The sequence below is a fragment of the Thiobacillus sp. 65-1402 genome (assembly GCF_001897685.1).
Classification (GTDB): Bacteria; Pseudomonadota; Gammaproteobacteria; order Burkholderiales; family Thiobacillaceae; genus Thiobacillus.
Genome location: NZ_MKUG01000063.1, coordinates 16,130 through 36,183 on the forward strand (window position 1 = coordinate 16,130; position 20,054 = coordinate 36,183).

The following is a 20,054-nucleotide window of genomic DNA, read 5'->3' on the forward strand; positions in this document are numbered from 1 at the left end:
CAAAGCGCCAAGGGAGCAGCACGTAGCTTGTCTACTGGTTTCTATCTGCACAGGGCGCAGATTGATCTCCCTCAGATAGGTCTTCATGTTCAACCCTGGGTTGACAAGAAATCCCGATAAGCCGATTCCAGCCCGCTCCGCATCCCCGTCTTCGCCTCCCACCCCATGGCATTCAGCCGCCCCACATCCATCAGTTTCCTCGGCGTGCCATCCGGCTTGCTGGCATCGAATTCGAGCTTGCCCTGGTAGCCCACCGTCGCCGCCACGGTTTCGGCCAGCTCGCGGATGCTGAGGTCGTGACCGACGCCGATGTTGACCAGCGGTGCCAGGCCGTCGTTGCGGTCCTGCCCCAAGAGCGGAACGAACTTGTCGTCCGGCAGGTTCATCAGGTAGACGCAGGCGTCGGCCATGTCGTCGCTGTAGAGGAATTCGCGTTTCGGCGTGCCGGTGCCCCACACCGAAACAGCAGGTTCAAGTTGCAAGTTGCACGTTGCAAGGAGGCGGTCCTTGAGGTCCTGCGGGATGGGGCCGTTCTTGGCTTCGTCCTGCTCGATGGCGGCCCAGTTGCGCTCGGCGGCGAGTTTGGCCAGATGAAACTTGCGGATCATGGCTGGGATCACGTGCGAGTTCATCAGGTTGTAGTTGTCGCCAGGGCCGTAGAGGTTGGTGGGCATCACGGCCAGGTACTGGGTCCGGTACTGCCGGTTGTAGGCCCAGCACATTTCGATGCCGGCGATCTTGGCCAGGGCATAAGGCCGGTTGGTCGGTTCCAGCTCGCTGGTCAGCAGGTGCTCTTCCTTCATCGGCTGCGGAGCGAGCCGGGGGTAGATGCAGCTGGAGCCGAGGAACAGTAGGCGCTTCACATCGTTCTTGTACGCGGCGTGGATGATGTTGGTCTGGATCGCGAGGTTGTCGCGGATGAACTCGGCGGGATAGCTGTTGTTGGCGTGGATGCCGCCGACCTTGGCCGCGGCGAGGAAGACGTAGTCGGGTTTTTCCTGCTCGAAGAAGGCTTCGACGGCGGCCTGGTCGGTGAGGTCGAGTTCGGCGTGGGTACGCGTCAGGAAGTTCGTGTAGCCCTTGGCGCGCAGGTTGCGCATGAGGCTGGAACCGACAAGACCACGATGCCCCGCGATGTAGATTTTAGATTCAAGATTCAAGATTCAAGATCCAAGTTACAAGTCTCAAGTTACAAGTCCCAAGGTGCAAGTTTCAAGGAGAGACTTGGAACCTGTGACCTGACACATGCTACTCATGTCTTTTGCATCCAAATTGAAGTCACAGTTCGTGATCTCAAAACCATCCGGCGCTCCGAAGGCATCATCGGTTGCCAGTTCATTCCAGCCAGGTGGTCACGAGTTGTGACCACCTGGGTCTTACTACATTGCAGTAGTTGCAGGTCCAGGCACTTCCCTAGTAACTTGCAGCTTGCAACTTGCCACTCATGTCTTTTGCGTTCGTATCGTCTGCATCAAACCATGAAGCATGCGGGAAATTTCTTCCGCTTCCTTGATCCATGCCATGCCCACTTCGCGTTCGATGTAACCGATATCCATTCCTATATACAATTGAGTTCGTAACTCACCTGCTGAACCCTTTGCATAGTTCAAGAAGTTGGGCGTTTCCTTTGCTGACTCACGCTCATAACCTTCAGCAATATTTGAAGGAATCGACAACCCAGCCCGCGTAATCTGATCACGAAACCCAAAATCCTTGAGGTCTCTGAGCGATTTATAAAGATCAGCACTCAGCCGTGCTGACCGCTTCCAAACTGCCAGATCCTCAAACCGGGCCACGTTCCTTCCTTGAAACTTGTAACTTGCCCCTTGTAGCTGCTTTTCTACTCGTGATAATCCATGGCCTTGTAGCCGTGCTTCTTCACCAGCTCGTCGCGCTCGGCCGCCTTCAGGTCTTCGCGCACCATCTCGGCGACGAGTTCGTCGAAGCTGATCTTCGGCGTCCAGCCGAGCTTGCTCTTGGCCTTGCTGGGGTCGCCGAGCAGGGTTTCGACTTCGGTGGGACGGAAGTAGCGCGGGTCGACGGCGACGATGCATTTGCCGTGGGCATCAAAGCCCTTCTCGTCGACGCCCTGGCCTTCCCAGCGGATGTCCATTCCAAGCTCCTTGGCGGCGGCGTTGACGAAGTCCCTGACCGAGTACTGCACGCCGGTGGCGATGACGAAGTCCTCGGGCTGGTCCTGCTGCAGCATCAGCCACTGCATTTCGACGTAGTCCTTGGCGTGGCCCCAGTCGCGCTTGGCGTCCATGTTGCCGAGGAACAGGCAATCCTGCAGGCCCAACTTGATTCTGGCCAGCGCGCGGGTGATCTTGCGGGTGACGAAGGTTTCGCCGCGGATCGGGCTTTCGTGGTTGAACAGGATGCCGTTGCAGGCATACATGCCGTAGGCCTCGCGGTAGTTGACGGTGATCCAGTAGGCATACAGCTTGGCCACCGCGTAGGGGCTGCGCGGGTAGAAGGGGGTGGTTTCCTTCTGCGGGATTTCCTGCACCAGGCCGTAGAGTTCGCTGGTGCTCGCCTGGTAGAAGCAGGTTTTCTTTTCCAGGCCGAGGATGCGGATGGCCTCCAGTATGCGCAGCGCGCCCAGCGCGTCGGAGTTGGCGGTGTATTCGGGCTCCTCGAACGAGACGGCGACGTGGCTCTGCGCGGCGAGGTTGTAGATTTCGTCGGGCTGCACCTGCTGGATGATGCGGATCAGGCTGGACGAATCGGTGAGGTCGCCGTGGTGCAGGATGAAGCGGCGGCCGGTCTCGTGCGGGTCCTGATACAGATGGTCGATGCGGTCGGTGTTGAACAGCGAGGTGCGGCGCTTGATGCCGTGCACTTCGTAGCCCTTGCCCAGCAGGAATTCGGCAAGGTAGGCGCCGTCCTGGCCGGTGACGCCGGTGATGAGTGCTTTTTTGGTCATGGTGTTTCCGTTGCAATGAAGCCAGTGGTTGGATAAGGGTGCAGGTCGATCAACCGGCCGGGCCGGGGTTGCCGATGATGCGTTCGCGACCGCTCGGCGACATCGCCTTGAGCAGATCGCGGGCAAACATGTCCTGCGTTTGGTAAGCCTTGGCATCGTCTGCCTGGATGCTCGAAATCCTGAACAGCAAGCCATCCGGAATTTTCCCGGTGAGACCGTATTTTAATTGCTGCAGCTTCCATTTCAGGCCATTGACGGCAACGGTATCGCCAACGGTTGTCCAATACGTGATCGGTTCGATGCGCTGCCCGTGGGTGGCAACCAGGCGCTTGACCGGAATATCTCCGGTTCCGGTCGAAAACGTTCCGATCGCGTTTTTCAATATCTGGAATCCCTGCGCGGGATAGCAGACCTCGGGTTTATGCACCGCCATGTTGTCGCTCTGGTCGCCGCCGTAGGCGATGGACAGCATGATGCGTTCGTTGCGCGGATTGACGTAGGTGCGCGTGAGGGTCTGGTTGTAGATCTTGTTGATGAGCGCTTCCTGCTCGGGGTTGGCAATCAGCGGAACGATGGTTTGGTCGATTTCCCAGTCGCCGAACTGCTTGGGTATCAGGGTTTCGAGGTCGATCCTGGGGCCGCTGTCCGCCACTTTGACTGTCGGTTTGAGCGCGAGCGCCATGCCTGCCGCGGCCAGCATGCACAGACCGACAAACAGGTGTTTGAGGCTGATGAGTTTCATCCTTGTCTCCACGAATCAGCCTTGCGCCCGGGCACGCGGGCGGTCGGGGAAGATGAAGCCCAATATCCAGTCCAGCACGAATAAAAACAGCAGGCCGATAACGAACAGCATGATACCGGCGAAGCCATGCAGGAAGCCCTGCCCCGCCTCGTCTCCCAGGTGATAGGTCACCAGCACCAGCACCATGACGCGCACGATGTTGGCGGCAAACGCAATCGGCAGAATCGCCGCCATGATGACGAGATTGCGCGCGACGCTGGTGCGCTGCATCAGGTACAGGTACAACAGGCCCATGGCCGACAGGCTGAACATCGAGTGCAGGCCGGAGCAGGCATCGGCCACCAGCAGCTGGTATTGCCCGACGGTGAGCATGACGCCGCTGCGCGCGATGGGGTAGCCGGCTGCATACAGCACCTGTTCGGCGATCACCGAAATGTATTGCTTGAGCGGGCCGGTGGCGGCATCCACCACGAATCCCGGCAGCGGAATCATGAACAGCAGGAAGAACAGCGCGAACCACAGGGCGCGCGCGGCGCGCATGCCCAGCGTGATAAGCAACGCGCCAAGAATGACCGGTATCTGCGAGCCGATTTCAAACAGCAGGATATCCTGCGAGCGCCCCAACGCATAAGCCAGCAAGCCGAGGATCAGCAGCGTCCAGCCGGTTGCGGCCTCCCCGCGCGTGGGCACGGCGCTGGCGTCGCGCATGAACACGGCGCGCTGCTGCCAGACCAGATACAGGGCGACCACCAGCACGATGGGGCCGTGGGCATGGTCGTCCGAGTTCCACAGACCGTGCGCGAGCACCCAGTAGGTCGGCACATACAGCACCAGCAGGCCGAGGACGATCGGCCACCAGGTCTTGAGGGGCGCCAGGGCGTCGAGAACGGAGGCGCGCGGAGCAAGCGTGTTCATGCGTTCAATCCAGGACGACGGCGCCCACGACCTGCGCGCCGGAGAGGGTGACCTTTTCCTTCAGCTCGGCCAGCGGGCTGAGGCGGCTGACGTTGCGGCGGGTGGCGACGAGCATGCCGCCGACGCGCGCTGCGACCAGCTGGAAATCCGAGCTGAGCTGCGCCGGCGCGGTGTCGACCAGGACGATGTCGTAGCTGGTTTCCAACCCCGACAGCAGGGCGCCGAACGCCGGCCGTGCCAGCAGTTCGGCCGGGTTGGGCGGCGGCGAACCGGCCGACAGCACGGACAGCGTCTGGAACGGCTTGATGGTGTGCACCTGCAGCGAGGGCACGCGCTCGGCCAGGATGTCGGACAGCCCCATGCCGTTGCCCAGATTGAAGATGTCGTGCTGGCGCGGCTGCCGCATGTTGGCGTCGATCAGCAAAACCTTGCGCCCCATCTGCGCAAATAGCACCGCCAGGTTGGCGGCCAGGTAGCTCGCGCCTTCGTCCGCGCGCGCGCTGCCGATCGCCAGCGTCTTGCGGCCATCCTTGAACCAGCGCAGCAGCAGTTCGGAACGCACCGTGCGCAGCGCCTCCGCCTCCTTGCTGTAGGGCGCGGTGGCGGCGGTCAGTTCGGGACTGAGGCTGGCCTCGGCGGCGGGAATGGTGGGGTATTCGAACTGGTGCGACAAGGCCTGCCGAATGTCGGCCTCGCTGACCAGGCCGAGCTTTTGCGCGGCTTCGCCGAAGCGCAGATTTTCCTTCTGTTGCAGTTGGAGCACGCGCTCCATGTCCTGCGGCTTGAGCTTGCCGGCATCCTGCAGCAGCTTGCCGATGTGGGCGTCGGCGCGAATGCCGGTGACCGCCTCGGTGATGCGATCCTGCTCGCTGGTGCTTGTGAGTGAATTCATATGAACCTCGACTTAGCGGTGTGGGTACGATCGCTCAGGCCATCGCGGGGCGATTGCGGGCAAACAGGCGGCGCAGGGTTTCGAGCATGCGGCGGTTTTTCGAAACCTCGGCCAGCACCGGAATCTCCAGTCCGGCGGCGATGTCCTGCCCGGAGCGCACGCGCCGATCCAGCAGTTCGACCAGGAAGCCGACGCCCACGCCCAGCAGGGTGCCGAGGAACAGCGACAGCAGCACGTTCAGGATCACGCGCGGTTTGGACGGCTGGGTGGGCGCGACCGCGGGATTCAATACGGCAATGTCGGTCTGCGTGGACTGCGCTTCCATGCGGCTCTGGCCATAACGCTGCAGGGCCGAATCGTAGATGCGCTGGGCGTTTTCCAGATCGCGCGCCAGCAGGGCGGCTTCTTCGCGCTGCTGCTTCAGTGCCAGCACCTTGGCCTTTTGCCGTTCGAACGCGCCGGAGAGTTCGCCGAAGCGCTGGCGCGCGGCGCCCGCGATGGCGCCGACGCCGCGGGTGGCGGTGCTGAGCTCATGGGCGAGCTTGGCCTTGTAGCTGCTCACCTCGGCCTGCAGGCGGATGAAATCGGGATGGTTGGCGCCCACCCGATTGGCCAGTTCGGCCAGCTTGCCTTCGCCCTGCGCCACTTGCGCCTTGAGGTTCTGCACCACCGGGTTGTTGATGACTTCCGGCAGGCTGGCGCTGTCGCGCGTGCGCGAACTGGCGTCGAACGACGCCGATTGCGCCGCCACCATCTGCCCGGCCAGGTCGGCCATGCGGCGGGTTTCGACGTCGAGCCGCTCCTCGGATTCGACGATGCCCTTTTCACGCTGGTAGGCGGTGAGCTTCTGCTGTGCCTGGTCGAGGTTCTGGCGCAGCTGGGTGATCTGCTGGTCGAACCAGGCCGCGGTTTGCCTGGCCGGCGCCAGGCGCAGGTCGAGGCTGGTTTCGATATAGGACTTGGCGAAAGCGTTGGCCACGATGGCGGCAAAGCGTGGGTCCGATCCCGTAAAGCCGATGGAAATGATGCTGGATTCGCGCGAGGGCTCGACGTTCAGCTTCTGCAGCAGCAGGTCGCCCAGCCACTGTTCGATGCTGCCCTCGCCCCGGGCGGCTTCGGCAAACTGCTCGCGGGTGCCGGGGCTGTCCGCCAGCTTCAGTCCGCTCACCACCTTGTTCGCCACCTGGCTGCTTTTGATGACGTCGATCTGCGTGGCCATGTAGCCGGGGAACATCTGCGACGGCAGCAACTGGCCGGTGAACGGATCCTTGCTCTTGGAATCGATGATCAGCGTGGCGGTCGCCGTGTATTCCTTGGGCAGCAATAGACTCACTGCCGCAGTGACTGCAACGGTGAACAGCAGCGTGCCGAGGATGATCCACTTGCGCGCATTCAGGATCAGCAGGAATTGGGTGAAATTCATGGCGGCGTCCCTTAGAACAGGCTTTCCTTGACGTAGATCACGTCGTCCTTTTTTACCGGATCGGCCAGTTGGGCATCCAGCTGCTGCATCGTCCCGCCGGCGTCGCGGCGCAGGATCCTGATGCCCTTCTGGGTGCCGCGCTGGGTCACCCCGCCGCCCATCGACAGCGCCTGCACCACGCTCATGTTCTGCTCCAGGCGGAACGCGCCGGGACGCTGCACTTCGCCGTAGATGTAGAACATCGGCTGGCGCGCCACGTTGACGATGTCGCCGTCCTGCACCAGTTCGTTGCTGGCTTCGCCGCCCGGCCGGAACAGGGCAACGACGTCGATGTCGCGGTATTCGGGCTTGCCGTCGCGGGTGCGCACCAGGGTGACGGTATCCGAGCCGTCGATGATGATGCCGCCGGCCAGCGCCAGCGCATCGGAGATGCGGCTGACTTTTTCCAGCGTGTACTTGCCGGGCCGGTTGACCCGCCCCAGCACCGAGATCTGCTGGCTGCGGTATTGCACCACGTTGAGGGTGACGAAGGGTTCGAGGATGAAGCCGCCCTTGCTGAGGCGCTGCGCGATCTCGGTTTCGCCCCGCGCGGGGGTGATGCCGGCCAGCTTGACGTCGCCGATCAACGGGAAGGTGATGCTGCCGTTTTCGCCCACGCGCGCCTCGGTGGCGAGATCGGGCTGGCCGTACACCGTGATGCGCAGCACGTCGCCGGTGCCCATGCGGTAATCGTTATCCGCGCTCCATGCCGGCGCCGCCGCCAGCAACGCACACATCACCCAAACACTGCGCCACCATCTCCTCATCGCTTCTCTCCAATCGGCGGCGGCTGCAAAGGCCGTCCGCTCTTCTGTCCGAATTATTTATGTGCAAGCAACCCGCTGGGCCGCTTGCCTTTTGCTTCCGCCCGGCCGGCCTGTCCGCCGCTTGCTGCAAACAGGTGGCGTGCAACCGGCCGGCATCGGGTGGCGGACATTCTATCCCTGTCCATGGTCAAAACCACCCATCCGCCTTCGCGTCAACCAGGTCAGCAAAACCTGTGCCCAGCGGCCATTGCCGTGCGGCCACCACGACAAATCCATCGACCCGCTGCGCAAAGAGCGGGCCTGCTGCCTGCGATTGCCCCCCTCGCGGGGGTGGCAAACCAACCGGCGCCTTAAAAGTCGGCCCGCACGCTGACGAACGCCGATTGAAACGTGTAATCGTTGACAGCCATGTTGGAATCCCGCCGCCCGCTCTGCAGGCCGACATCGATCGTCGCCATGCGCACCGGCGCATAGCTCAGCGAGATCGAGCCGCTCAGCGTGTCTTCGTCGCGCTGGACGCCGCCAAAGCCGGTGTTGCCCTGAAAGCTGCGGTTCTCGAAACGGCCATTGGCGCGCAGGGTGACCTTCGACGTGATCAGCCAGGCCGCGCCCAGGCTGGTTCCGCTATTCAGCTGGTAGCTGGCGTTGATATCGTCCGAGTTCGCGATCTCGCGATAGACCGCCCAGGTCAGCATGGTTTTGCCGGTGGGGAAATAATCCGCCGACACGCGCCCGGCCAGGCCGGAAAAGTCGCGCTGCGACAAGGTATCGTTCTCGCGCTGGACATAACCGATTTTTGCCCGCGTGATCAGCTTGCCGCCCACGCTCCAGTCGCCCAGCAGGTTGTATTCGGTCAGCGTATAGGCGCGGTCGACAAACAAGCCGGGCAGCCGGTTGGGGTATTTGCCGTCCACCTGGCGCAGCTGGCCGCGCAGCTTGCTGCCCTTGGGCGTGGTGTAGCCGAGTGTGGCCGAAACACTCGTATCTTCGTAATCCAGTGTCGCCTGCTGCACGGTGCTGTTACTCGAGGTGGCCGCTGCCGCGCCCAGCCCCGCATGCCAGCGGGGATGAAACTGCCAGTCGGCCTGGACAAACTTGTTTTCACGGGTGACCTGGTTGTTGATCAGCAGGCCGACCAAATCGCTGAAGCTGCTCTGGACCACGCTTTCGGTCGCGCCGATCTGCCCCGACCAGCGGTTGCCCAGCCGCCAGTCCCATTGCAGCTTGTAATCCGAGCCGTCGTAATCCAGGTTGGAATAACGGGAAAACCGCACCAGATTCTTGGCCGCGCTGGCGACGACGCGCTGGCGCCCCGGCTGCCAGTCCACGTTCAGCCCGGCACTCAGGACGCCATACTGGTCGGACAATTGCGGCACCAACGCATATTCGCTCTTGGCGAGGCGGTACAGATTGCTGTCGTAATAGCGCGCATAGGACACGAACGGCCGCAAGGTGTCGCCCTCCTTCGCCAGTGCCGGCACGGCCGACCATGCGGCCAGCACCAAACCGGCAAGCGGCAGCGCTCGCCTCACCAGAAGCTCCACTGCCCGGTGGCCACCACATAGGCCCCCAGCAGGCCGTTGGTGACGGCGTGCGCGACGATGGGCGCCCACAGGTTGCGGGTGCGGATATACAGCCAGCCGTAGGCCAGGCCCGCGACCAGGCCGGCGAACCATTGCAGGTGCTCGACGGCAAACAGCGCGCTGGCGATGAGCAGCGCCTTGAGGCCGATCTGCGCCGGGTCGAGCGCCATGAAATCGGGCCGCTGCACCCAGCGCTGCAGGAACGAGCGCCAGAACAGTTCTTCCATCAGCGGCACCACCAGCGCGGCGCCGGCGATGCGGAACGCCACCAGCAGCCAGTCGATCTCGCCCGCATCGCTGGTGGGGTTGTAACCCTCGCCCACCTCGCCCATCAGCATCCAGCCGGCGTCGAGATTGACCCACAGCACCAGCACCACGACGCCCACCGCCAGCGACAGCAGCAGCTGTCGCAGCGACAGGCCCCAGGTTTTGAGTTCGGCGTAATGCCGCCACAGCACCGCCAGCGCCAGCGCCACCAGCCCCGCCTTCAGCGGATACAGCCAGCGCACGTCGAAGCCCGGCGCCCAGCCGGGCAGCAGGCCTTCCAGCGCAAGCAGGGCGATATACAGCCCGAACGGCAGGCTGCGAACGAAGATGGGGGACGTCAGCACGGACGCGAGACCGGTGAGTTACAAGTTGCAAGTTACAAGTTGCAAGAGCCTGTGAAAGCGCGCGGCACGCCGCCCGCCAGCCGCCGTCTTGAACCTTGTAACTTGTCGCTTGTACCTGCTTTTTTACTTGAGTCCGGAAACGCCTTTGCTGATCGCGTCGGCGTCGGCAGCGGGCGTGGCGGCCGGAGCCGCGGCGGCGGCCGGGGCGGCCGGCTTCTCGGCTGGCGCCGTGGCTTCCTTGCCGGCATCGGCAAACTCGCCCACATATTCGATCTTGGCGGCGGCCTTCAATGCGTCCAGTTCGGCCTTGGCCGCCTTCTGGCGCGCCTCCGCCTGCAACAGGCGGGTGATCGCCGGCTTGGCCTGCTCCAGCGTCACCGGCTGCACCTGCGAATCCGCCAGCACGACGACCATCAGGCCGTCCGGCGCATTCACCACCATCGCCTGACCGTCGGGCATCTTGGCCAGCTGCGGCAGCATTTGCAGCGGCAGTTGCTCGGCCGGCTTGACGCCCTGCGCCGCTTTTGCCGGCAGGTTCTCCGCTTTCAGCCAGGCGGCGAAATCGCTCAGGTTTTTGGATGCACCCAACTGGGCGCGGATCGCATCGTGCCGGTCTGCCGGCGCCTTGATCGAGATTTCCTGCAGGCGATAGATCTTGCGCTGGGCGAACAGCTCCGGATGCCTGTTGAAGTAATCCGTCACCTCGGCATCGGACGGCTCGGCCGGCGTGCCCAACTTGCGGCCCATGTAGGCCTCGGCCAGAATCTGGCGCCGCGCGGCATCCAGCGCCTGCACCACCGTGGGATCGCGGTCCAGCTTGTCGGTCAGCGCCTTCTGCGCAATCACCTCCTGATCCACCAGATTGCGCACCACCTGCAGCGAAGCCGCCTTGGATTGCTCCTTGTCGAGATTGGGAATGCGCTGCAGCGCGTAGTTCACCTGATGCACCGTGAGCTCGGTGCCGTTGACCTTGGCCGCCACCTGGGTCGCGGCTTTCTCACCCGTTGCCTCCTCTTTCTTGTCACCGCAACCCGCGATCAGCGCGGCGATCAGCAACGGCAGGACCAGCTTCTTGTAATTTTGCATGTTGTCTTCCTCTTGATCCGGATTATTGGAAATTATGTGTCACGAATGTTACAGCAAGCACACCGACGGAAATCACGCGCAGAAAGCGTGCCAAATCAAAAATACGTGAAAAATTTTCGATGCGGGACGCAGGCGATTTTATGCGGGCCATCAATTCCCCATAGCGTGGTCGGGCAATGTCGCCATGCGCGGCTTACTAGATATTCTCTGAGTAAAAAAAGCCGGGGACACGCCCCGGACTTGAAAAAGCGAAGCAGTCAGGCGATCAGAATTTCAGTGCCACACCCGCCGTCACGAGGTCGATGTCATATTCTTTCCGATCGAAGCGTTCCCACTCGACGCGAAGGTTCAGATTGTCGAGCAGCGCGTAGCTGACGCCTACCCCATAGTTGGGCTCATAGCTGTCGTCGCCGCTTCGCACCGTGAGTGCAGCACCGTTCTTCACATTAACGTCAGCGAGCATGTAAGCCGCACCCAGCTTGCCCATCACCGACAACTTCCCGGTAACCGGATAGCTGAGCACTGCACCCAGGGTCCAGGCATCGGTGTCCAGGTTCGTGACAATCGCCCCGGTTCTGGCCGTCATATCGTTGAGATTGGCATAACCCCCCTCAATGGCGAAGTACTTGTTGAACTGGTAGCCGCCGTAAACCTTCCAGCCTTCGGTGCGGGTGTTGGCAGTATCCTCATCCACGCCACGATACTTCGACTGGCCAACACCCAGGCCCGCGTACCAGCCGTCGAAGTTGATGCCGGCCCAGTCGCCCTCGCCGTATTCTTCCAGCGCGCCCGGACCCGGATCGAGCACCCAGCCGAAGGTCAAGCCGAACATGTTCTGGTGCATGTTGAACGTGGCGCAGTTAACGATGTTCTGTCCGCACGCCGATTGGCTGTTGGAGGCGGCATACATATAGGTGCCAGTTACCTCCAGGTTCTCGTTCGCCTTGTAGGTAAAGCCCACGGAATAATGCTTTTCGACGGTCGCGGGCGCGAGCAGGTTGAACGTCACTTGGCCGTCAGGGATCGGGGTCTTCCCGTAGTTGTAACCGGCGCGAACAAGCAGCCGGTTGTTCACGCCATATTGCACCCCAAGCTTGTAGACCGTCTGGTCTTTCCAGCCAAAGCCCATGCCGTCGTCGTTACCGAGTTCTTTGCTCGAATCCGTTATGGACGGGATACCACCCGGTCCAAGCGGCGCGCTCATGCCGGGATTGCCCACCGACGCGATATCTCCGTAGTTGATGCGAGTGACATCAGCTGCAATCACCAGATTTTTAACGGGTTTGAAGGCAATACCAATACCGAAGTTTTCCGGGATATCGAAATCCCCCTGCTCGGCGAAAAGACCACTGTACTTGTCAAATTTCGTCATGTAGGTTCGGGAAGCATAGGTCAATCCAAGCGAGAGTCTGTCGCCCATGAATTCACCCAGCCAGCCGATTTTGACCCCCGCCCCATAGCTGTAGTCAAAGCCTTGGTTCGTCAAATGTGCAGGATCAGCCGTAATTGTGAATACCTGATCAAACGTCTGAAATGCCTGCAAGCCATAAGCCCTGAAGCGCGTTTCAGCTAACACCAACGAAGCACCGATGGCATGATTTTCATTGAGCTTGTAGGCTGCAGTAATCGGAACCAGCACCTGCATCATGTCGACACCGAGTTTCTCGTCGCGCGCAGGAAAAGGTGCTGTTGGGCCGGGGCCGTCACCATCAAACGAAAAGAAATTTTCAGGATAGGTCGTGTTCATCCCCCCATTTCCGACGACCGCCAATGCAACATGCAACCTGTCATTCAGCGGCATGCTGAAACCCATTTCCGGCATGATGAAATACTTCGCATCACTTTCCACGCCGCCAAAGAAACCGAATGGGGACGCGCCCCCGGCATCACTCCCCACAGCTGCGTAGCGCTCAGGATTGAACACAGCGAATCCCATGTCCCCGCGCATGCCAGTATTGACAGCGTTTGCGGGGTTGGCCGCAGTGGACAGGGAATCACGGCCGTAGGCGATGCCCACGCCGCCCATGCCCTGCGAGCGGATACCGAATCCAGGCAGGAAATAACCGTTGGTGGCGTGGGCCGGGAACGCGGCCATGCAGGCAGCGACCAGCGCGGCATGTTTCAGTGCAAAACGCATAAACTCCTCCTCAAATTTCTTATTTGACAAGCCAAAAAACAGGTGAACTTTTCTAATTCGTTCATTAAAAAACTACGCGCTTTTACCTAAGCGGGGGAATTTACGGCCAATTCCACCTGCAAGGCTTACGCGTCCGATGCAAATTTACTACATAAACCAGTACTAAATAACCATTCTGCCCCATGCCAAAAAAAACCAGCGGGTTTCCCCGCCGGATGATCCACTACTGCACCCGGGACAGCCGCATCAGGCCATCTGCCGGCGTCGACGCGCCGCCATGCCGCCGACCAGACCCAAGCCGGCCAACATCATGGCGTAGGTTTCGGCTTCGGGTACCGCTGCCGGCATGTAATCCGAGAAGCCGTCCGGGTTGACATAGGTCAGTTCACGTGTGCCATCGGCACGCAGCAGAAAGGCATAACCGGCAAAGGAATTGGCATGCCAGGTTGCGCCTTCGGTCCCCGCGTCCACGATCTGAACGTCCGGGGTGCCGTCATTCAGCACCCAGACGCCATTCGGGATGACCCCTGCGCCAAGAAAGGACACGTCGTTCTGCCAGGCAGGATCAAGTTCTCCCGTCACCGGGTTGGTGTTGTTTTCCACCGCGCTGCCGCTATAAACCTGCGCGACCCCGCCATTGGTGGTCACATTGACTTCGTAACTGCCGTAGCTGCGCATCACGAAATCGGGGACGAGCTGCGTCGAGGAAAAGCTGGGCGTCATGCCCGGCACCATCTCGAAATAGACGTCGAAGGCGAAGTCGAATTTCACCTGCCCCGCCATGCGCTCCAGTGAATTGGGATCGGTCGCCAGCACCGAGCCGCACCAGCCCGTCGCGTCCGACACCGCATAGGGCTGGAAGTTGATCTTGCTGTCCAAGGTCTGAATCGGATCGACGCCGTTGTTGTAACGGAACACATCGTAATACTGGAACGACATGTCGTTTTTGGCGATGTAGTAGTTGCCCGCCTTGTCGATGGTCATGTTGTTGAAGGTGCTGCCCCCCACCGTCGTGTAGCCCCACATGAAGAAGTTCACGCTGCCGTCCATATTGGCATTGTTGTAGGTAGGCGTGCTGGTGAAGTCGCCATACACGGTGTGCGCCGGATCGGATGTCTGCCAGTCCGGGTCCTTGGTGACCACGTTCTGGATCTGGCCGACTCTCGACGCATCGAAGCCCGAGCCGACCTGGAAGTCCCCGGCGCCGACACCAGTCGGGCCGGTGTAGCCACCGTCATTGAAGGTAATGGTGCCTGCGGAGGTGTAGGTCGCGGCATCAATGGTGGTCGTAAAGGTTGCGGCAAAAGCCGGCGTGGCAAACAACGCCGACACCAGCACGGTCAGCTTGCGTTTCATGGTTGCTCCCCCCTTATCGGTATAAAAAGATACGGCGGGTCGCCCCGCCGTATTTCTTTAGGCTTACCCGGCCACAGCACAGCCGGATACGCGAATCAGCCCGGAATTGAATCCGAGGCCGTTCACGTTCAGGCCATCAGCTTGCGGCGGCGCACGGCGAAGCCCACCAGGCCCAGACCGGCCAGCATCATGCCGTAGGTCGAAGCCTCGGGAACAGCCGCGACGGTTCCGGTCATGGTCCAGACGCCGGTCATGCCATCAAACGCACCGCCCACCACAGTCGCCGACCAGCCGATGTTGTAGTTGCCCAGCGCATCGACGGTACCGGTGGCGATGCCGCCCTGGCCGAAGTTGTTGCCGTTCCAGAAGGCGGTCCAGGCCGACAGGTCGGCGGTCATGGCACCGCCAAGAGTGCCGCTGGCCGTGGGAGCAGTGGCGCTGCCGCCTGCAGCAGTACCACCGAACGGCGTATAGCTGCCACTGGACAGGTAAGCGCCAACCGGCCCGAAGAAGCCGAAGTTGAACAACTGGCCAGCAGGCATGGAGACGTTGATCTTTTGGTTGTTACCAGCCAGCAGGTCCAGGCCCGGAGTGATGTTGGCAGCAATGAAGTTGCCGCCCGCACCTGCCATGGCAAACGTACCACCAGTCACGGTCATGGAGCTGAAGTCAACAGCCTGTGCGCTCATTGCAGCGGTAGCCAGAACAGCAGCGGCAGCGAGTTTAGTCATTGTGAATTTCATTTTTTAAGTCTCCTCATGTAGATATGTATCGATCGATTTATCAACTACATCCTCCTGCCACATGGTGTAAATATTCTTTGCACCGAATAGTTCCCTTCGCGGCGACAAGCATTTAGCAATGGCCGTTCCAGCTTTGCGGTATTTTTATTTATGGCTTTTGCAATCAAGCATTTAACAATTTGATTTGGTTGTTTCGGGTGTTGTTGATAGTAGGTTAGGACCATGCCTGTAAAATAATCCGACAAAAGCATCCCGCCAAAACCGGCCAAACAGGCCCACCAGGATGAAATCCTGGCCAGGATTCGGGCTTTGATTTTCGATTAGTCGTTTCATATCAAACTGTTGGTATTTTCATACTGCTTTTTATTCATGTGTAAAATTTATCGACAAGTTGTTTTTTATATATTTTTTTGATGGAAGCGTTAGCCCTGCCGGACACGGCCCCTCGGACTGCTTGCGCCTCGCCGCATTCGAGCCGGCGGGCGGGTTAAATGCACCCCGGGCAGCGGCGCTATTGGGGCGGCGGGCAATGTTTGAACCCATCGGTGTTTTTCGCGCCGTCCCTATGGGGCGCTGCTTTCAGCGCCTATCGACTCGCCCCTCCCACGCCATCTCACGCAGTCCGGGCGAACCGGGCTTCAATGCCGCTTCAAACTTGATCGGGCCGAATCGATCAATCCCCAGCCTGGCCACGGCGTCGATCGGCGGCACCTGAGCGGGGCCACCACGGCGCTTTTTCGGCGATTCCCGTTGCCTCCGCCCAAGCCACGCCGGGGGTGGCTGCCTTTAATCCGGGCATGCAATCAAGGGACGACGTATCGCGGCAAGGACGCGGGTATGCGCTTGTCGACCGATCGGCCGAACCGGGGCCTGCCCTGGCGGGCGCACCTGAATACGAGCATTCCGGCAGGCAATCCGTGGGAAATATCGAGGGCGAGTGTCTCGGATGTGAGAGCGGCGGGCGTAAAGATTCAGGATTCAAGATTCAGCAGGCGGATGCCCTGCGCAGGCGGCAGCCCCTTGCAACTTGCAACTTGCAACTTGCAACTTGCAACTTGCAACTTGCAACTTGAATCTTGAATCTTGTCTCTTTCAGTACGCGTTCTGGTCGCGCCAGACGACGGCAAGGGTCTTGCCGATGATCATGAGGTCGAAGCCGAGCGACCAGTTGCGCATGTAGTCGATGTCGTACTGGATGCGGGCGCGCATCTTGTCGAGGGTTTCGGTTTCGCCCCTGAGGCCGTTGACCTGGGCCCAGCCGGTGATGCCGGGCTTGACCTTGTGGCGCAGCATGTAGCCCTTGATGAGCTTGCGGTACTGCTCGTTGTGGGCGACGGCGTGGGGGCGCGGGCCGACCACGCTCATGCGGCCCTGCAGGACGTTGATGAACTGCGGCAGTTCGTCGAGCGAGGTGCGGCGGATGAAGGCGCCGAAGCGGGTGATGCGGGGGTCGCTGCGGCAGGCCTGGTTGATGGTGCCGCCGTCTTCGCAGACGCGCATGGAGCGGAACTTGTAGACGAGGATTTCCTGGCCGTCGAGGCCGTAGCGGCGCTGCTTGAAGATGACGGCGCCGGGCGACGACAGCTTGACGCCAACGGCCAGAACAAGCAGCAGCGGCCAGATCATCAGCAGGATGAGGCTGGCGATGACGAGGTCGCTGATGCGCTTGCCGATGCCGGACACGCCGAGGGTGGGGGTTTCGGTGAGCGCTACCACCGGCATGCCGTGGATGTGGTCGACCCGCGCCTGGATGAGATCGGAAACGAAGATATCCGGCACGAAATAGACCGAGGCGGTGGTGTCGCGCAGGGCGTCGAGCAGGCTCAGGGTGCGCGGCTGCGCGGCCATCGGCAGGGTGATGTAGACGAGATCGATGCCGTTGCGGTTGACGTAGTCGGGGATGTCGGCCAGCCGTCCGAGCAGCTTTTTCGGATCGGTCAGCTCGGTGCGTTCGATGGCGCGGTCGTCGAAGAAGCCGACCACGTCCACGCCCAGCGCGCTGTCGTTGACGAAGCGGCCGCGCAATTCGGTGCCGAGATGCCCCGCGCCGACGATAAGGGCGCGGCGGCGCCCGCCTTCCAGCAGCAGCAGGCGCGGCAGCAGCTTGCGCACCACCCGGTGCGCCACCCACATGGCGACGGGGGTGGCGAGCATCCACGCCATCACCAGATCGGGGGGGAACCAGTCGAGATAGCCGGTGGAATAGCCGAACAGCAGGATCAGCCCGGACAGAAAGAACCAGGGGATGACGACCTCGTTCCAGAAGGCGCGCAGGGTGACTTCGGGCCACTTGCCGGGAAAGGTCAGGGTGAAGACGATCAGGGCCAGGATGGGATACGGGCCGCGGAACGGCTCGCCGTAATACAGCGTGCAGCCGATCAGCACCAGCACGGCCACGAAGGGGTCGAGCAGGATCTTGGTCAACGAGACGACGGAAAGCTGCTGCCGGAACAGCCACTGGTTATGGTTCGTCATCACTCCAAACGCATCGTCGCGATGCGGATTCTCTGGCGGCCTGCGGGCAGGCGTTGTATTTATCGTTTATTGGCGTGCGCCCTGCCGGTATCCGGCAAGGTGCCCATTATCCAACAAAAGTACTATTGCAAGTTCATCACATCTTTCTATGCGGAGATTGGCGGCTGCGCTTGAGGCGTTTTCTCCCGGCAAGGCTTCAATCCCGCGACGCCGGTGCAAAAACAAGGACGGCCTCCGAAGAGGCCGTCCTCTGCAGCAGCCGCAAGGCATCAGGCAGGCAGCCGGGCGCGGCGACGCGCCATGAAACCCACCAGGCCGAGGCCGGCCAGCATCATGGCGTAGGTTTCGGCTTCGGGGATCGGGCTGGTGGCGACGTGGAGGTTGACCGCGTCTTTCCAGATTTCGGCCGCGCTGTTCGGTCCGGTAGTGGCAAACAACTGGTTCGACAGGGTGAGCTTGACGCTGCTCACCACGCCATCGGCCCCGCCCCAGCCGGTTCCCGGCAAGGCGATTCCCGCAGCGCCGGTCCAGGCATGGGTGCCGGGGACGCCCAGGCCGCTTGCCGTGATACTCCCCGACAGCGAGTTGGCCGTCGTGCCTTCGATATCCAGCGCGGACAGATAGCCCGTCGCGCCGGCGGTGGCCGAGGTTCCGGACAGGCTGTAGCTGCCGCCTTCGGACAGGCTGAAGGACGACAGCGCCAGCGTGCTCAGGTAGGCATCGTTGATGCTGACCTGGACGATCACGTTCTGACTCTTGAACCCGGGCGCCCCGTTGGCGGACGTGGCCTTGAACGCCGCGGTGGGCGCAAAGACGAGGTCATCGCCGACCAGCGAGGCCGTGCCGAACAGGCCCGGATCGGTGATGAACGTGTAGGTCAGATAGGTGCCCACCAGAGGGGCGGGAATGGCCGCCAGGGCATTGCCGGCGAGCAGCGCAACAGTAAAGCCCATCACCGCCTGCGCGGTTTTTTTGCAAGTTCTCATTTTCCTCCTCCTGCCTCTCTTTATATTTGTGTGGTGTTGTTATCGGTGCTGCCTTGCGGATAGCGCCTTCAGGTGCATCGCCCGAAGCGCATGCCCGGTGGTATGCGCGGTCGCCGACGCCCCGCCATCAGGGCCGCCAGCATGCCGGCGGCCAGCAGCGCCCAGCTGGACGGTTCGGGAACCGAAGAAGCCGGCTGGGCCCGCGTGACGACCTGGAATCCGACGTAGGTTTTCTGGATGAAGCTCAGGTCGCCCGCGGGGGCGCTGGCGAGCAATTCGTTGTCGAGGGTGAGCTGCAGGCTCTGCGGCACGCCCAGTCCCGCGGCAATGCTGCCGACTGCCATCCAGGGCGTGGAAGCGCCCGTGAGGTCGAGCGGGGCGCTGGGCGCCAGGCTGAGAACGACGGACACCGCCGTATCGGTGTTGACGGCCTGCAGGCTGGCATCCACGCCGACCGTGCCGCCGCCGAGCAGGAAATAGTCGCCGCGCTCGGTGAAGTTGAGCCCGGCAAAGGCATAGCCCGGATCGATGGTGAAAGTCAGCTGCAGCGGGGCCGCGGTGCTGGCCGGGCTGCCGCCTGACAGCGCCGAGAAAGCGCTGGGCTGGAAATAGATCGTGTCGAGCGAGCCCGACAGGAAGCCCTGGCCGTACTGCACTTCCTGGGCGTCGTCATAGCTGACGCTAAAGCCGTTGCCGTTGAGCGTGATGAGGGCGGCCGAGGAAGCGTGCGCAAACGCCAGCAGCCCCAAGCCCATCCATATTTTTCTTGTAGACGACATGGTTTCGATTTTCATTGAGTTTATTTGCCTGCTCGACCAAGCAAGACGCACGCCCGCTTCAATAAATTTACACAAACCAATGATTGCAAAGGGATTTGAACTTTCACCCGATCTGCGGGGGGATGTTTCGGCGACGGAAGTAAAAAAAACCGACAGCCGCGCGGGCAGGGGGACGAGGCTGCGGCGTGCCGGCGGGCTTCCGGGCCATTGCGCAATTTCCATTCCGCAGGACAGCGGCAACGGCGGGTGCGACGCTTCCGACGGTGCCCCGCGCCAGGCTCCGTCGAAGGCAGGTCTGCGCACGCTGTCCCGTGCGCGGCCATGCTATGCTGAACGCCATTTTTGGAGGGATGGCGTGCTCAAGGTTCTGCTGCTGATTGCAATCGTTTTTCTGGTGCTGGCGCTGTTTCGCGCCTACCAGCGCTCGCTCAACAAGCCGCCCGCGCCGGCGCGCGAGCAGACCGTCGAAGACATGGTGAAGTGCGTGCATTGCGGGGTGAATCTGCCGCGCAGCGAGGCCATCTATTCCGGCGGCGAGTTTTTCTGTACTCCCGAGCACCAGCAACGCGGCAAAAAATGAACGCCGCGGCACCC

General features: G+C 61.5%; 18 protein-coding genes. 1 reads left to right on the forward strand and 17 read right to left on the reverse strand.

Annotated features, from left to right (window positions below; translation table 11 throughout):
- Positions 1-89: 89 nt before the first annotated feature.
- From BGO62_RS05100 to BGO62_RS05180, 17 genes are all read right to left on the reverse strand, one after another.
- Entirely contained in the window at positions 90-1,160 is a 1,071-nt protein-coding gene (locus BGO62_RS05100; RefSeq protein WP_296639915.1) for a GDP-L-fucose synthase, read from the reverse strand.
- A gap of 282 nt (positions 1,161-1,442) precedes the next feature.
- A complete protein-coding gene (locus tag BGO62_RS05105; RefSeq protein WP_296639916.1) occupies positions 1,443-1,796 on the reverse strand; it encodes a four helix bundle protein in 354 nt (117 codons plus the stop codon).
- 44 nt (positions 1,797-1,840) lie between these two features.
- Complete coding sequence (gmd, locus tag BGO62_RS05110) at positions 1,841-2,926, reverse strand: GDP-mannose 4,6-dehydratase (RefSeq protein WP_296639918.1); 1,086 nt, start codon at positions 2,924-2,926, stop codon at positions 1,841-1,843.
- Positions 2,927-2,975: 49 nt separating this feature from the next.
- Positions 2,976-3,668, reverse strand: a complete 693-nt coding sequence (gene epsI / locus BGO62_RS05115) for an exosortase-associated protein EpsI, B-type (RefSeq protein ID WP_296639920.1) — start codon at positions 3,666-3,668, stop codon at positions 2,976-2,978.
- Positions 3,669-3,683: 15 nt separating this feature from the next.
- Positions 3,684-4,583 (reverse strand): exosortase B, encoded by a 900-nt coding sequence (xrtB, locus tag BGO62_RS05120; protein WP_296639922.1) that lies wholly within the window; start codon positions 4,581-4,583, stop codon positions 3,684-3,686.
- 4 nt (positions 4,584-4,587) lie between these two features.
- Complete coding sequence (epsG, locus tag BGO62_RS05125; protein ID WP_296639923.1) at positions 4,588-5,475, reverse strand: chain length determinant protein tyrosine kinase EpsG; 888 nt, start codon at positions 5,473-5,475, stop codon at positions 4,588-4,590.
- 34 nt (positions 5,476-5,509) lie between these two features.
- A complete protein-coding gene (gene epsF, locus BGO62_RS05130) occupies positions 5,510-6,898 on the reverse strand; it encodes a chain length determinant protein EpsF (RefSeq protein WP_296639924.1) in 1,389 nt (462 codons plus the stop codon).
- A gap of 11 nt (positions 6,899-6,909) precedes the next feature.
- Positions 6,910-7,674, reverse strand: a complete 765-nt coding sequence (epsE, locus tag BGO62_RS05135) for a polysaccharide export protein EpsE (protein WP_296639925.1) — start codon at positions 7,672-7,674, stop codon at positions 6,910-6,912.
- A 380-nt stretch (positions 7,675-8,054) separates the two neighbouring features.
- Complete coding sequence (epsL, locus tag BGO62_RS05140) at positions 8,055-9,236, reverse strand: XrtB/PEP-CTERM-associated polysaccharide biosynthesis outer membrane protein EpsL (RefSeq protein ID WP_296639927.1); 1,182 nt, start codon at positions 9,234-9,236, stop codon at positions 8,055-8,057.
- On the reverse strand, positions 9,233-9,898 hold the full coding sequence (locus BGO62_RS05145; protein ID WP_296639928.1) for a CAAX prenyl protease-related protein: 666 nt from the start codon (positions 9,896-9,898) through the stop codon (positions 9,233-9,235). The genes epsL and BGO62_RS05145 overlap by 4 nt, the downstream gene beginning before the upstream one ends.
- A 123-nt stretch (positions 9,899-10,021) precedes the next feature.
- On the reverse strand, positions 10,022-10,984 hold the full coding sequence (locus tag BGO62_RS05150) for an EpsD family peptidyl-prolyl cis-trans isomerase (protein ID WP_296639929.1): 963 nt from the start codon (positions 10,982-10,984) through the stop codon (positions 10,022-10,024).
- A 265-nt stretch (positions 10,985-11,249) separates the two neighbouring features.
- Positions 11,250-13,121: an outer membrane beta-barrel protein gene (locus tag BGO62_RS05155; protein WP_296639930.1), complete on the reverse strand. Its 1,872-nt coding sequence runs from the start codon at positions 13,119-13,121 to the stop codon at positions 11,250-11,252.
- 246 nt (positions 13,122-13,367) lie between these two features.
- Positions 13,368-14,477, reverse strand: coding sequence for a PEP-CTERM sorting domain-containing protein (locus tag BGO62_RS05160; RefSeq protein ID WP_296639931.1), 1,110 nt, complete (start codon positions 14,475-14,477; stop codon positions 13,368-13,370).
- Positions 14,478-14,605: 128 nt separating this feature from the next.
- Positions 14,606-15,220: a PEP-CTERM sorting domain-containing protein gene (locus BGO62_RS05165; RefSeq protein WP_296639932.1), complete on the reverse strand. Its 615-nt coding sequence runs from the start codon at positions 15,218-15,220 to the stop codon at positions 14,606-14,608.
- 1,092 nt (positions 15,221-16,312) lie between these two features.
- Complete coding sequence (locus BGO62_RS05170) at positions 16,313-17,695, reverse strand: undecaprenyl-phosphate glucose phosphotransferase (protein WP_296639934.1); 1,383 nt, start codon at positions 17,693-17,695, stop codon at positions 16,313-16,315.
- A 269-nt stretch (positions 17,696-17,964) separates the two neighbouring features.
- Complete coding sequence (locus tag BGO62_RS05175) at positions 17,965-18,681, reverse strand: PEP-CTERM sorting domain-containing protein (protein ID WP_296639936.1); 717 nt, start codon at positions 18,679-18,681, stop codon at positions 17,965-17,967.
- Positions 18,682-18,749: 68 nt separating this feature from the next.
- Positions 18,750-19,475 carry a PEP-CTERM sorting domain-containing protein gene (locus BGO62_RS05180; protein ID WP_296639937.1) on the reverse strand — a complete coding sequence of 242 codons (726 nt, stop codon included), beginning with the start codon at positions 19,473-19,475 and terminating at the stop codon, positions 18,750-18,752.
- On the opposite strand from BGO62_RS05180, the gene BGO62_RS05185 reads away from it, so the two are divergent.
- Positions 19,459-20,040, forward strand: coding sequence for a PP0621 family protein (locus tag BGO62_RS05185; protein WP_296639938.1), 582 nt, complete (start codon positions 19,459-19,461; stop codon positions 20,038-20,040). The two genes, BGO62_RS05180 and BGO62_RS05185, sit on opposite strands and share 17 nt — an antisense overlap.
- Positions 20,041-20,054 lie beyond the last annotated feature (14 nt).